Raw genomic sequence first — 12,515 nt, forward strand, 5'->3', positions numbered from 1 at the left:
CCTATCGTGGAGACATGAGCCAAGACACCAGCACGGCAACGGGCGCCGGCCCACGATCCGGGGCCAGTCACCGACACGACAGTCAGACCGACGACATCGAGGTGCGCGCACTGTCGCGGCAGTTCGGCGAGATCCGCGCCGTCGACGACGTGAGCTTCACCGTCAAGGGCGGCGAGCTTACCGGGTTCGTCGGAGGCAACGGCGCCGGCAAGACGACGACGATGCGCATGATCATGGGTGTGCTGTCGATCTCGGCCGGCGACGTGCTCTGGCGGGGCCGGCCGATCACTGCGCTCGACCGTCGTGGCTTCGGCTACATGCCCGAGGAACGTGGCCTCTACCCCGACCAGGCCGTGCTCGACCAGCTCGTCTACCTCGGCCGGCTCCGCGGCATCGGCACGGCCGCCGCGAAGGCGTCGGTGACCGACCACCTCGAGCGGCTGGGTCTCGCCGAGCGGGCCAAGGACAAGGTGCAGACCCTCTCGCTGGGCAACCAGCAGCGCGTGCAGATCATCGCGGCGCTGATGGGCCGGCCCCAGGCCCTCGTGCTCGACGAGCCGTTCAGCGGGCTCGACCCGCAGGCCGTCGACAGCATGGCCGACCTGCTGCGCGAGCACACCTCACGCGGGGTGCCCGTGCTGTTCAGCTCGCACCAGCTCGACCTCGTCGAGCGGCTGTGCGAGCGGCTCGTGGTGCTGTCCAGGGGCACGGTGGTGGCGGCCGGTACGGCTGACGAGCTGCGCACCCAGACCGTGGTGCGTCACCGGCTCGTGCTCTCGGGCGACGCCGGCTGGGTGCGCGATGCCCCCGGCATCCACACCGTCGACGTCGACGGCGGGGCCGTGCTGCTCGAGGTGCTCGACCAGGGCGCCGACCACCGGCTGCTCTCCGAGGCCCTGCGCCGCGGAGACGTGCTCGAGTTCGCCCCCCAGCGCCCGTCGCTGTCCGAGATCTACCGTGAGGTGACCAAATGACCACCACCGTGAACCGCCCAGACCAGCCAGGCCACGCCTCTCGGAGCAACGATGCGGGCCGGCCCTGGCTGATCGTGGCCGGCCGCGAGATCGTCGTGCGCCTGACCAACAAGTCGTTCATCGTCTCGACCCTCGTCACGCTCGTGTTCATCGCCGGCTTCGGGGGCTTCTCGGCCTGGCAGAGCGGTCGCTCGTCGACGACGACGGTGGCGGTGACGGGGGCCGCCGCCACCCAGCTCGTCGAGCAGGGGTCGGCCGCCGCCACGAAGGCCGACGACAAGGTCTCGATCAAGCCTCAGGCCGTGGCCGACGACGCGGCGGCGAAGGCGGCCCTCACCTCGGGCAGCGCCGACGCCTGGCTGCACCAGCAGAACGACGGTTGGGTGCTGACGGCCAAGGACGCTCCCGACAGCGCGGTCGAGGCCGCCATCGGCGCGGCGGTGCGAACCCAAGCCCTGTCGACGAACGCCGCGGCCGCCGGAACCACCACGGCCGCCATCGAGAAGGGAACGGTGCTCACGACCGACCGCCTCGACGGGCAGCAGGACGACTCGCTGTTCATCAAGCTCGCGAGTCTGGCGTTCTCGCTGCTCTTCTTCATGGCGGCCATCCTCTTCGGCCAGCAGATCGCGGCGAGCGTCGTCGAGGAGAAGCAGTCGAGGCTCGTCGAGATCATCGCCACGGCGATCCCCCTGCGGGCCCTGCTGGCCGGCAAGGTGCTCGGCAACTCGGTGATCGCCTTCGGCCAGGTGGTGCTCTATGGCGCCGTCGGCCTTGTGGCCGTGGCGTTCACCGACTACTCGCGGCTGCTGCCGAGCCTGTCGGCGGCGGTGATCTGGTTCGTGGTGTTCTTCGCGGTCGGCTTCTTCGCCCTGGCCTGCCTGTACGCCGTCGCCGGGGCCCTCGCCTCGCGCACCGAAGACCTGCAGAGCACCACCGCACCGATGACCATGGTGCTCGGAGTCGTCTACGTCGTCGGCTTCACCGTGACGGGAACCGCCCTCAAGGTGGTCTCGTTCATCCCGATCGTGTCGGTCGTGGCGATGCCGGGCCGCATCCTCTCGGGTGATGCCGCCTGGTGGGAGCCGGTCTTGGCGCTGCTGGTGATGGCCGGGTTCGCCGCCGTGACCGTGCTGGTCGGCGAGAAGATCTACCGCCGGTCGCTCATGCAGACCCGCGGCAAGATGTCGTGGCGCGAGGGCCTGAAGTCGGCCGACGCCTGACCCGACCTCAGCGGTCTGATCCGCAACACACCGACCAATCGACAACTCACCGGGTAACTACTCGGTGAGTTGTCGATTGCTCGGTGTGTTGCGTGGTGTTGGGCGGAGGTCAGGCGAGTCGGGCTGCGAGGGATGGGACCGGCTGGGGCGGCGGGGGGCCGACGTAGCGCGCACTCGGACGAATCATCTTCGGGTCGCGACTCTGTTCGACGATGTTCGCCGTCCAGCCCGCCACCCGGGCCACGCAGAAGGTCGGGGTGAACATGCTCGGGTCGATGCCGGCCAGCTTCATCACGACGCCGGCGTAGTACTCCACGTTGGCGAACAGCTCGCGGCCCGGCTTCAGCTCGGCGAGGGTGCGTTCGAAGACCGCCTCGACCCCGACGGCCAGGTCGACGAGGGGGTCGTCGTAACCCAGGGCAGTGCGCCGCAGCATCTCCGATCGCGGGTCCTTGGTGCGGTAGACCGCATGGCCGAAGCCCATCACCCGGTCGCCCCGCTCGATCTTGTCGCGCACGTACGCCTCGGCCCGGTCGAGCGACCCGATCTCGTCAAGGGCCTGCAGGGCCCGGCTGGGCGCGCCGCCGTGCTTGGGCCCCGAGAAGCTGCCGATGGCGCCGACGAGGCAGGCGGCCAGGTCAGCGCCGGTCGAGGCGATGACCCGGGCCGTGAAGGTCGAGGCGTTGAAGCCGTGGTCCATCGTCGACACGAGGTACTGCTCGACGGCGCGGAGGTCGTGCGCGTTCGGGCGTGCGCCGGTCAGCATGCGCAGGTAGTCGTCGACGTGGCCGAGAGTGGGGTCGGCCTCAATGGGCTCCTGGCCCTGCCGGATGCGGTGGGCGGCCGCGAGGATCGTCGGCGTCACCGCAGCGGAGGCCATCGCCGCCTCCGCGATCTCGTCGGGGTCGGCGTCGAACAGCGGGCGCAGCCGCCGGATACCGCCCCAGAGCGAGAGGGCGGTGCGCACGATGGTCAACGCGTCGTCGGTGGTCGCACAGATCGCCGGAAGCAGGGCAGCGAGGCCGTCGGGCATCGGCCGCAGTGACCCGACCTTTTCGCGGAAGCGCACGAGCTGCTCGGCATCTGGCAGGTTGCCGTGCAGCAACAGGTGCCACGCCTCCTCGAAGCCGACCGCCTCGGCCAGGTCGATCGCCGAGTACTGCCGGTAGTGGTAGAAACCCTCACTTCCGCGCACGTCGCCGAGCTCGGTCTCGGTGACGACGACGCCGGCGAGCCCGGCGGGGACCATGACGGCCAGCTGGTCGGTGCTTCTCATGACTTGCTCCTTCTGCTCGGTCAGGCCACTCTGAGACCAGTTGATCAACATCGTCAATGTTGATCAGATCAACGGTTGACCCGATCAACCCGGGCGAAGAGGAGTGCGATGAGCAACGACGCCGGCCGGTGGATCACGACGACGGAGGCGGCCCAGCGTCTCGGGGTGAAGCGCGCCACGCTCTACGCCTACGTCAGCCGGGGCCAGCTGCGCAGCGAGCGCCGGCCGGGCCAGCAGGAGAGCCTTTTCGACCGGGGTGAGATCGACGCTCTCGCCTCGTCTGCGCGGCCGGCCGGCGCCCCCCAGCCCGTGCTGCGTTTTCGCAGTATCGCCACCGCGGTCAGCGCCCAACGCGACGGCGACCTGCTCTACCGCGGTGTGCCGCTCACCCAGGTGGCCACCCTCGGCCTCGAACGCGCTGCCGCGCTCGTCATGGGCGACGAGGATGCCGCCCCCAGCGACCTACCTGGGGTGAACCCGGCTGTGGCGCAGGCCATTGCGAGCCTCAACCTCGAACGTCGAATGCCGGTTGCCGTGCAGGCCCTCGCCTCGGCCGACCCGTTCGGCCCTGACACCGACCCGGAGCGCATCCGCTCGACAGCGCTCGCCCTGGTGCCCCGAGCCGTCGCGCTGCTCGGTGGTTCGGGCGCTGACGGGCCGGGCGACCCGACCTCGCCCCCCACCAGCTCGCTGACCCGAGTCACCATGCAGGCGTTGGGCGGTCGCGCGGGGACACCCGCCGAGCTGGAGGTGCTGCGGGTCACGCTCATCGCGCTGCTCGACCACGGTTTGACGGCTTCGACCGTGGCGGCCAGAGTCGCCGCCTCGACCCGCGCTGGTGTGCACGACTGCCTCTGCGCGGCCTACGCCGCCATGGCCGGCCCGCTGCACGGGGCCGCGCCGGTCGCGGCGCACGGCCTGCTCGGCTCCGAGGGGTCAGCGAAGGAGTCGGTGGCGGAGGCGTTCCGACGACACGGCGACGTGCCCGGGTTCGGGCACTTCCTCTACCCCGAGGGCGATCCCCGGTCCGACCTCGTGCTCGACGCGCTCGCCGACCTGCCTGGTACGGCGCGGTTGCGACGTCGGGTGGCGCGGGTGGCCGCCGTCGTGCTCGACCGCACGGGGCGGCATCCGAACATCGACCTGGCCGGGGCGGCGGTGCTGCACGCCCTGGGGCTGCCGCCCGCCGCCGGCGAGGTCTTCTTCCAGATCGCCCGCAGCTTCGGTGTGGCCGCACACGTCATCGAGGAGTACGCCGAGCAACCGCTGCGTTGGCGTGGGCGAGAAGCCGTCGGCTGACCGTCGCTACGGGCGCTGGTCGAACACGTGCCGGCGCACCCAGGCGTGCATGGCGATGGCGGCCGCGGCGCCGGCGTTGATCGAGCGGGTCGAGCCGAACTGCTCGATGTGCAGCACCGCCTCGCAGTGCGCCCGCATCGGCTCCGAGAGGCCCGGCCCTTCCTGCCCGAAGACGAGCACGCACGCCCGGGGCAGGTCGAACGTCTCGAGCGCCACCGAGCCCGGCAGGTTGTCGACCCCGAAGACGGCCAGGCCCTCGGCGTGCGCCCACGTGGCGAGTGCGGCGGCATCCGCGTGATGGTGCTCGTGCTGGTAACGGTCGGTCACCATCGCGCCGCGGCGGTTCCACCGGCGCTTGCCGACGATGTGGAACGCAGCGGCGTTGAAGGCGTTGGCCGTTCGGATCACCGACCCGATGTTGAAGTCGTGACCCCAGTTCTCGACGGCCACATGGAACTCGTGCCGCCGGGCGTCGAGGTCGGCCACGATCGCGTCGTGGAGCCAGTAGCGATAGCCGTCGACGACGTTGCGCCGGTCGCCCTCACGCAGCAGTTCGGGGTCGAGCCGGTCGTCGGTGGGCCACTCCCCCGCCCAGGGCCCCACCCCGACGTCAGGGGGCCGCTTGTCCGGCGGCGCGGTCACGAGGCGAGCCGCGACAGGAACTGCCTCGTGCGCTCCTGCTGGGGGTCGCCCAGCACCTCGGCGGGTGGGCCGGCCTCGAGGATGCGGCCGGCGTCGAGAAAGCACACCGTGTCGGCGACGTTGCGCGCGAACCCCATCTCGTGGGTCGAGAGAATCATCGTCATGCCCTCGGCGCGCAGGTCGCGCAGCAGGTCGAGCACCTCGCCGACGAGCTCTGGGTCAAGGGCGCTGGTCACCTCGTCGAGCAACAACAGCTCGGGCGAGTTGACCATGGCGCGCGCGATCGCGACGCGTTGCTGCTGCCCGCCCGAAAGGTCGTCGGGTCGGGCCCTGGCCTTGTCGGCCAGGCCGACCCGGTCGAGCATCGTCATCGACCGGCTCTCGGCCTCGGCGCGGGCGACCTTGTGCACCCGGCGCGGGGCGAGCGTCACGTTGTCGAGCACGCTGAGGTGCGGGAAGAGGTTGTAGGCCTGGAAGACGATGCCCATGCGAGACCGCACCTGGTCGGCGTCGACCCGCGGGTCGGCGATGTCGCGCCCGGCCAGCTCGATGACACCGTCGTCGACCTGCTCGAGCAGGTTGATGCAGCGCAGCAGGGTCGACTTGCCCGAGCCGGAGGCGCCGATGAGGGCCACACACTGCCCCGGTTCGATGTCGAGGCTCACGTCGTCGAGCACGACGTTGGCACCGAACGACTTGCGCAGGCCGCGCACCGACAGCAGCGCGGTGGGGGTGGTGGGCAGGCTCACAGGGTGCCCCCTGCGCCGTGCCAGCCCTGCTTCTTGGCGATGTGGTCGGTCAGGCGCGCAGTCGGGATGGTGAGACAGATGAACAGCACCCCCGCCACGACGTAGGGCGTGTAGTTGAAGTCGGATGCCGTCTCGATGCGGGCCGCCTGGATGGCGTCGGTCACGCCGAGCACCGAGATCAGGCCGGAGTCCTTCTGCAGCGAGACGAAGTCGTTCATCAGCGGCGGCATGACCCGCCGCACCGCTTGGGGCAGCACGACATGGCGCAGCGTCTGGCCGTGCGAGAGGCCCAGGGCCCGCGAGGCCGCCCGCTGCGACGGGTGCACCGACTCGATGCCGGCCCGGAACACCTCCGCCACGTAGGCCGAGTACGAGAGCACGATCGCGACACCGCCCCAGAAGGCCAGGCTGATGGTCACTCCGGGAAGCCGCAGGGCCGGCACCCCCAGACCGAGCAACAGCAGGAGCAGCAGCAGGGGCAGCCCACGGAAGAGGTCGACGTAGGCCGTGGCCAGCAGACGCAGAGGGAAGAAGATCGGGCCGCGCAACGTGCGCATGATCGCCAGGGTCAGACCCAGCACCACGATCGCCACACCACAGATGAGCATGATGCGGATGTTGAGCCAGAGGCCCTTCAGCACCACCGGGAAGGAGTCGACCGCCTTGTCCCAGCTGAAGAAGGTGGTCTGCACCCGCGGCCACCCGGCCGAGCGGGTCACCAGCCAGATGACGAGGCCGCCGACGACGAGGGTGCTGATCGCCGAGATGAAGGCCGACCGCTTGGTGCGGGACTGGCGGAAGGCCCGGCGGTCGAGCTCGGTCTGCGACGGCGACCAGGGCGGCTCCGACGGCTCGGCGCGATGACTGGACGGGCCCAGCGGCATCCCGGATGGTGAGGTCACCGATGGCTCACTTCAGCTCGGGGGCGCCCGCGTTGGCGAGGTACTCCTGCTGCAGCTTGTCGAGGGTTCCGTCGCTGCGCAGGGCGTCGATCGCCTTGCTGACGCAGGGGGTCAGGGCCGAGCCCTTGTCGAGCACGGCACCGAACTGCTCGGGCGTGCCGGTCGCGGGAAGCTGACCGACGATCACGCCGTCGTCGAGCTGGGCGGCGACCATGTAGAACGCGGTCGGCACGTCGACGACGATGCCGTCGATCTGCTTGTTCTTCAGGGCCTGCACGGCGAGGTCGTTGGTGTCGAAGACCTTGGGGTCGTTGCTCGGCTGGATCTGGTTCTTGATGGCGTCGTAGGAGGTGGTGCCGACCTGGGCGGCCAGGTTGGCCTCCTTGAGCTCTGCGACCGTCGTCTTGCCGTCGAGGGGGCTGCCCTTGTAGGTGACGACCGCCTGGCGCACGTCGTAGTAGCCCGAGCTGAAGTCGACGGCGTTCTTACGCTCGGGGCTGATCGAGATCTGGTTGATGTCGAAGTCGAAGGTCTTGGCCGCCGGAGAGATGGCCGTGTTGAAGGGCACGACCACCCAGGTCACGTCGGCCTTGGCGAAGCCCATCTTCTCGGCGGCGGCGAAGGCGACGGCCGACTCGTAGCCCTTGCCGTTGCTGGGGTCGTCCTTGCTGAACCAGGGCTCGTAGGCCGGCTTGTCGGTGCCGACGGTCAGCTTGCCGCTCGTCACGAGCGGCAGGGAGGCCTTGGCACACGCGTCGGCCGGGGCTCCGGAGCCGGTCCCGGCGCCGTTCTCGGTGGCCGCGAGCGTCGGCCCGGCCGGCGTGGTGGACCCGCAGGCGCCCAAGGTGGCGAACGCGGCGACAGACACTGCCGCGAGCGCGAGACGGGGTCGGTTCATGACAGGCTCCTGCGGTTTCGGATGGTCGGTCTGTTGGCAGGGCGACGAGCAGGCGCGAACCACCTGGGCGCCTCCCTGTCACCCTGGCGACCGGGACGACGAGCCGAGTCTACGAGCGAACCGGCTGCCGTCGGCACGGGTCCGGGATGCGAACGACGCGGCATCCGAAACGGAGCCGGCGCTGGTGGGCGCCGGGGAGGAGGGCCACGCTTGGCCGCCGCAACGTCACCGTCGCTACCCCTAAACCACGGCTCAGCGTCGCGCTCCTTCCCGACTCCCTACGACATACTGGGGTGAATGGGGCGAAGAGCCAAGGCCCCACGCCGTTTCGAGACCCAACCGATGCACGAGGCCCCTCCACGGGCCACGGGCAGCACGGCTCTCAGCCAGGATTCAGGTGATCTCCACGCGAGCACCTACCCTTGCTGCATGCACGCACTCGGAGCTGTCGCCACCCTCGGCCCTGACTGGATGGACCCCACCTACCTGCTGGCACAGTACGGCGACGCCTTCTTCTGGCTCGCCATCGTCATCGTGTTCATCGAGTGCGGGCTGCTCTTCCCGATCCTGCCGGGTGACTCGCTGCTGTTCGCGGTCGGGCTGTTCATCGCCACCGGTCAGGTGCACGTCAACCTCGGGGTGGCCATCCTCGCTCTGTGCGCAGCCGCCCTTCTCGGCAACGTCGTGGGCTACGAGATCGGCCGAGCGGTCGGCACTCCGCTCTACCGACGCGACGGGCGCATCCTCAAGAAGAAGTACTTCGACGAGACGACCGTCTTCTTCGACAAGCACGGCAACAAGGCGCTGGTCATCGGGCGCTTCGTGCCGATCGTGCGCACCTTCATCACCGTCGTCGCCGGGGTCAGCCGCATGGAACGCCGGCGCTTCTTCACCTGGAGCGCCGTGGGCGCCGTGCTGTGGGCGGCCGGACTGACGCTGGTGGGCTACTTCCTCGGGAAGTCCTTCCCCGGGCTGCAGGACAAGCTCGAGGTCGTGATCCTGCTCATCGTGGCCGTGTCGGTGCTGCCGATGCTGTTCGAGTACCTGAAGCACCGCCGAGCCGCGCAGAAGATCGCCGTCGAGGTGGGCGACGCAGCGGGCGACATCGCCGAGCGCCCGACCGGCGCCGACACCACCTCGCACTGACGCCCAGCGGCATCCAGGATGCCGCTGGGCGCAGGTGCGGGCGGGAGTCAGGGGTTCGGGGTGGTGCGGTCTGAGGTCGGGTCGGGCGCGCCGGCGCCAGGAGCCTGGGCCTGCGGCAACGCTTCGGGAGCGCCTCCCGGGGCCGTCGAAGCACCACCCACGGCGCCCGGCTGCGTCGAGGGTGCGACCTGCGGCGCGCCGCCGGCCGGGCCGTTGCCACCGAAGGAGATGTTCGGCACCACGGCCTCGACCGCCGACGTCTCGAAGTACTCGGCCTTGTGCACCCCGGCGATGCCGGCCACGAGGTTGGAGGGCACCGACTCGACCTTGGTGTTGAGCTCGCGCACGAGCGCGTTGTAGTAGCGCCGTGAGCTGGCGATGCGGTCTTCGGTGCTGGTCAGCTCGTTCTGCAGGGCGAGGAAGCCCTGGTTCGCCTTGAGGTCGGGGTAGGCCTCGGCCACGGCCATGAGGCGCCCGAGGGCCTGGCTCAGCTGGCCCTCGGCCTGCGCTGCCGCCGCCGGTGTGCCGCCACCGTTCATGGCTGCCGACCGGGCCTGCATGACCTCTTCGAGAGTGCCGCGCTCGTGAGAGGCGTAGCCCTTGACGGTCTCGACGAGGTTCGGGATGAGGTCGTGGCGACGCTTCAGCTCGACGTCGATCTGCCGCCAGCCCTCCTCGACCCGGTTCTTCAGGCCGATGAGGCCGTTGTACATGACGACGCCACCGATGCCGAGCAGCACCACGAGGCCAAGCAGGATCCAGACGATGATCACAGGTTCTCCCCTGTACGAGCGGTCAAGTGCCTTGATCGTAGACCCAGGCACCACTGACGAAGGTCGGCTACCGACCGCACCTGCGACGCCCGCCGACACCGTCGCGTTCCGTGCGGATGCGGCTCACCTGGCCGGGGGCAGGGCGATGTGACCGGCGCTCGGCGCGGTCCACCCGCGGGCCGTTCGGACCACCTCAGCCCAGACCCAGCTCGTCGAGCGAGTAGACGTAGCGGTACTCCACCCCTTCCGCCTCGATCCGGGCCCCCGCTCCGGTGGCTCGGTCGGCCATCGTGGCCACCGCGACCGGTGTCGCGCCGTCGTCGCGCACGGCGGCCACGGCATCGAGCGGCGAGGCCCCTGTCGTCGTGGTGTCCTCGACCACGAGCACCCGCCGGCCCGTGATCGACGGGCCCTCGATGCGCTGCTGGAGGCCGTGCGCCTTGCCGGCCTTGCGAACGACGAACGCGTCGAGCCGCTCGCCGGCGGCGGCGGCGGCGTGCAGCATGGCGGTCGCGACCGGGTCGGCCCCGAGGGTGAGACCGCCGACGGCGGAGTAGGTGAGGTCCTTGGTGAGCTCGCGCATGACGATGCCGACCAGCGGCGCGGCCTCGCCGTCGAGGGAGATGCGGCGCAGATCGACGTAGTAGTCGGCCTCGCGGCCCGAGCTGAGGGTGACAAGCCCGTGCACGATCGCCTTCTCCCTGATGATCTCGAGCAGGCGGGCACGAGCGGCGGCGACCTCGGGGGCCGGGTTCGGTGCGTTCACGCCCCAGATCGTATATTCCGATCCATGGGCAACCTGGTGCTGGCGCTCGCCGTCACGTTGCTCTACCGGTCGTCGGTGCGACGCGAGCCGCGCCGGCTGCGACTGGGTGTGTACCTCGTGGCCGTGGTCTGGCTGCTCTTCGGCGCCACCACGAACCTCATCGACGCGCTGCTGCCGCAGGGCGCCCTGGGGCCACTCGTCGTGCTGGCGCCACTGCCGCTGTCGGTGCTGGTGCTGGCCGCCTTTGTCGTCGCCGACGGCCTCACGTTGATGCGCCACAGGGGCCGGAACGGCAGAGAACTGCTCGCGTTGCTCATCGGCCTCGTGCTGGTGGCCCTGCCCGTGGGCGGGGTGCTGCTTGCCCGGTCGCACGTCGGCGTGCAGACCGGTCTCGCCGCACTCGCTTTCCTCGTCTCGTTCTACCTCGGACTCGCGTTCCTGTCGTTCCTCGCGTACGTCGTGAGCTACGGCCGCAGTCGGCCGCGGGCCGACCCTGCCGCTGTCGTCGTGCTGGGCACCAAACTGGTGCGCGGTCGTATCACTCGACTGCTCGAGGGCCGGCTCGACAAGGGCATCGACGAGTGGCACCGCCAGGTCGTTCTGGGCCACCGCCCGCTGCTCGTGCCCTCAGGTGGCCCGGGCCCCGACGAGGCCCGGTCGGAGGGTGCCGCGATGGCCGACTATCTCGTGGAGCGTGGCGTACCGGCCGCCGACGTCATTGCTGAGACGGCGGCCCGCACGACGGAGGAGAACCTCTCACTCTCGCGTCAGGTGGCCGTCGCGAGCGGCCGCGAGGGACACCTGACGCTCGTGACGAGCGGCTACCACGTGGCCCGCACCTCGCTGTTGGCGCGCCGGGCCGGCCTGGATGCCGACGTCATCGGGTCGAGCACCGGCGGCCGCTTTCCCCCTCGCGCCGTCCTTCGCGAGTTCGTCACGGTGCTGACCTTTCACCCGTGGCTGCACGTCGTGCTGCTGGGGCCCGCCGTCGCGCTCTCGGTGCTGCTGGCTCGTTCGATCTAGTGGAACCGGTGTTCGCGACGACCGATACGGGCGGGCGTCATCGCGAGCGGCGCGGGCCCGGTCTGCGCACCGAGCGCAGCTGACGCCGCAGCAGCGAGCGAGGCACCACCCGCAGCAGCCCGACCGCGGCCTTGTACTGCAGGCTCGGCACCGAGACCACCCTGCCCCGCTCGACGTCGGCGAGGCAGTCGGCCACGAGCCGCTGGGTATCGAGCCAGAGGAAGCCCGGGCCGGGGGTCGACAGACCGGCGCGCTGTTGGAACTCGGTCGTCACGTAGCCCGGGCAGAGCGCGGTGACCTGCACCCCGGTGCCCGCGAGCTCGGCCGACAGACCCTCGCTGAACACCGTGACGTACGACTTCGCGGCCGAGTAGGTTCCCATCGCCAGGAAGCCCGCGACCGACGAGACGTTGACGATCGTGCCCTGACCCCGGGGGCTCATGGCCCGCGCCGCCGCGTGAGAGAGCACCAGCACCGCCCGGGCCAGCACGTCGAACAACGCTTCCTCGACCGCCACGTCGTTGTCGACGAAGCGGCCTTTGAGCCCGTACCCGGCGTTGTTGACGATCAGGTCGACCGGGCGCGCGTGGTCGGCGACCCGGTCGGCCACGGTCTGCAGCTGGTCCCGGTTCGACAGGTCGGCCCGCAGCACCTCGACCTCGACGCGGTGGTCGGCCCGCAGCTGCTGCGCCACCGACGCGAGACGCGCCTCGTCACGAGCGACGATCACGAGATCGTGCCCCCGAGAGGCGAGCTGGACGGCGAACTCGTGCCCGATGCCCGAGGTGGCGCCGGTGATCAGGGAGGTTGGCATCTGCCCACCCTAGGCAGGGGTGGATGCCGT

13 protein-coding genes are annotated in these 12,515 nt (G+C 70.4%); 5 read left to right on the forward strand and 8 right to left on the reverse strand.

Annotated features, from left to right (window positions below; genetic code table 11):
- Window positions 1-14 precede the first annotated feature (14 nt).
- A complete protein-coding gene (locus BA895_RS16685; protein ID WP_083283464.1) occupies window positions 15-974 on the forward strand; it encodes an ABC transporter ATP-binding protein in 960 nt (319 codons plus the stop codon).
- Entirely contained in the window at window positions 971-2,197 is a 1,227-nt protein-coding gene (locus BA895_RS16690; RefSeq protein WP_083283465.1) for an ABC transporter permease, read from the forward strand. Before BA895_RS16685 ends, BA895_RS16690 begins: the two co-directional genes overlap by 4 nt.
- A 109-nt stretch (window positions 2,198-2,306) precedes the next feature.
- On the opposite strand, the gene BA895_RS16695 is transcribed toward BA895_RS16690, so the two are convergent.
- Complete coding sequence (locus BA895_RS16695; protein WP_070193203.1) at window positions 2,307-3,473, reverse strand: citrate/2-methylcitrate synthase; 1,167 nt, start codon at window positions 3,471-3,473, stop codon at window positions 2,307-2,309.
- 108 nt (window positions 3,474-3,581) lie between these two features.
- Between BA895_RS16695 and BA895_RS16700 the strand changes: the two genes are divergently transcribed.
- Window positions 3,582-4,772 (forward strand): citrate/2-methylcitrate synthase, encoded by a 1,191-nt coding sequence (locus BA895_RS16700; RefSeq protein WP_070193010.1) that lies wholly within the window; start codon window positions 3,582-3,584, stop codon window positions 4,770-4,772.
- Between the two features lie 6 nt (window positions 4,773-4,778).
- Here the strand turns inward: BA895_RS16700 and BA895_RS16705 are convergent, their stop codons facing one another.
- Genes BA895_RS16705 through BA895_RS16720 form a run of 4 tightly spaced genes read right to left on the reverse strand, consistent with a single transcriptional unit; the run spans window position 4,779 to window position 7,963 of the window.
- Window positions 4,779-5,414 (reverse strand): TrmH family RNA methyltransferase, encoded by a 636-nt coding sequence (locus BA895_RS16705; protein WP_070193011.1) that lies wholly within the window; start codon window positions 5,412-5,414, stop codon window positions 4,779-4,781.
- On the reverse strand, window positions 5,411-6,163 hold the full coding sequence (locus tag BA895_RS16710) for an amino acid ABC transporter ATP-binding protein (RefSeq protein ID WP_305778072.1): 753 nt from the start codon (window positions 6,161-6,163) through the stop codon (window positions 5,411-5,413). The genes BA895_RS16705 and BA895_RS16710 overlap by 4 nt, the downstream gene beginning before the upstream one ends.
- Complete coding sequence (locus BA895_RS16715; protein WP_371327731.1) at window positions 6,160-7,065, reverse strand: amino acid ABC transporter permease; 906 nt, start codon at window positions 7,063-7,065, stop codon at window positions 6,160-6,162. The genes BA895_RS16710 and BA895_RS16715 overlap by 4 nt, the downstream gene beginning before the upstream one ends.
- 7 nt (window positions 7,066-7,072) lie before the next feature.
- The gene (locus BA895_RS16720; RefSeq protein WP_070193013.1) at window positions 7,073-7,963 is read right to left on the reverse strand and encodes an ABC transporter substrate-binding protein; all 891 of its coding nucleotides are present in this window, start codon (window positions 7,961-7,963) and stop codon (window positions 7,073-7,075) included.
- A gap of 429 nt (window positions 7,964-8,392) precedes the next feature.
- On the opposite strand from BA895_RS16720, the gene BA895_RS16725 reads away from it, so the two are divergent.
- The gene (locus BA895_RS16725) at window positions 8,393-9,109 is read left to right on the forward strand and encodes a DedA family protein (RefSeq protein WP_070193014.1); all 717 of its coding nucleotides are present in this window, start codon (window positions 8,393-8,395) and stop codon (window positions 9,107-9,109) included.
- 47 nt (window positions 9,110-9,156) lie between these two features.
- On the opposite strand, the gene BA895_RS16730 is transcribed toward BA895_RS16725, so the two are convergent.
- Together BA895_RS16730 and BA895_RS16735 are read right to left on the reverse strand one after the other, a co-directional pair.
- On the reverse strand, window positions 9,157-9,882 hold the full coding sequence (locus BA895_RS16730; RefSeq protein WP_070193015.1) for a LemA family protein: 726 nt from the start codon (window positions 9,880-9,882) through the stop codon (window positions 9,157-9,159).
- Window positions 9,883-10,075: 193 nt separating this feature from the next.
- Complete coding sequence (locus BA895_RS16735) at window positions 10,076-10,657, reverse strand: orotate phosphoribosyltransferase (RefSeq protein WP_371327736.1); 582 nt, start codon at window positions 10,655-10,657, stop codon at window positions 10,076-10,078.
- Between the two features lie 15 nt (window positions 10,658-10,672).
- On the opposite strand from BA895_RS16735, the gene BA895_RS16740 reads away from it, so the two are divergent.
- Window positions 10,673-11,671, forward strand: coding sequence for a YdcF family protein (locus tag BA895_RS16740; protein WP_070193017.1), 999 nt, complete (start codon window positions 10,673-10,675; stop codon window positions 11,669-11,671).
- 37 nt (window positions 11,672-11,708) lie between these two features.
- On the opposite strand, the gene BA895_RS16745 is transcribed toward BA895_RS16740, so the two are convergent.
- Entirely contained in the window at window positions 11,709-12,485 is a 777-nt protein-coding gene (locus tag BA895_RS16745) for an SDR family oxidoreductase (protein WP_070193018.1), read from the reverse strand.
- Window positions 12,486-12,515 lie beyond the last annotated feature (30 nt).

The organism is Humibacillus sp. DSM 29435 (assembly GCF_001758225.1).
GTDB lineage: Bacteria > Actinomycetota > Actinomycetes > Actinomycetales > Dermatophilaceae > DSM-29435.